Origin of the sequence: Paenibacillus albidus, from assembly GCF_014644435.1 — a bacterium.
Lineage (GTDB): Bacteria > Bacillota > Bacilli > Paenibacillales > Paenibacillaceae > Paenibacillus_AQ > Paenibacillus_AQ albidus.
The window spans coordinates 1-563 of record NZ_BMKR01000117.1 but is presented as its reverse complement, the minus strand read 5'-3'; the positions used below and the strand labels follow the sequence as shown (position 1 = coordinate 563).

The 563-nt window shown below is 48.5% G+C and carries 2 tRNA genes; both read left to right on the top strand.

Annotated elements, in window-relative coordinates:
• Positions 1–99 precede the first annotated feature (99 nt).
• Positions 100–176: transfer RNA gene (locus IEY53_RS34850), tRNA-Ile, on the top strand.
• A 23-nt stretch (positions 177–199) separates the two neighbouring features.
• Positions 200–275 (top strand) — tRNA-Ala (locus tag IEY53_RS34845).
• Positions 276–563: the final 288 nt, after the last annotated feature.

The window sequence follows — 563 nt, the reverse complement described above, 5'->3', positions numbered from 1 at the left end:
TCCAGCGCCGATGGTACTTGGACCGAAGGGTCCTGGGAGAGTAGGACGCTGCCAAGCGCATCCTTATGATTTACTTCATAAGCTGCACTGATTGAATAAGGGCCTTTAGCTCAGCTGGTTAGAGCGCACCCCTGATAAGGGTGAGGTCGGTGGTTCGAGTCCACTAAGGCCCACCATTCAGAACTTTATAACCTTTTATGGGGCCATAGCTCAGCTGGGAGAGCGCCTGCCTTGCAAGCAGGAGGTCAGCGGTTCGATCCCGCTTGGCTCCACCATAATTGTTTTACTTTAATACGAAACTTGATCCTTGAAAACTGGATACCGAAACGAATTTGCGTTTTAGAACATTCCTTTAAGCTGAACTTGTGCAAACAAGTTTGAATTATAGTGATGCTGAGCGAAGATTTTGGATGATGGAGCGACTTTTGGCTTTGAATGTTACAGTGTACGGAGTGATCCGGACACGCCATTCAAAACAAGATGGAGTGAATCAGCCAAACATTGGAGCGTTGGTTAAGCTACTAAGAGCACACGGAGGATGCCTAGGCGCCAGGAGCCGACGA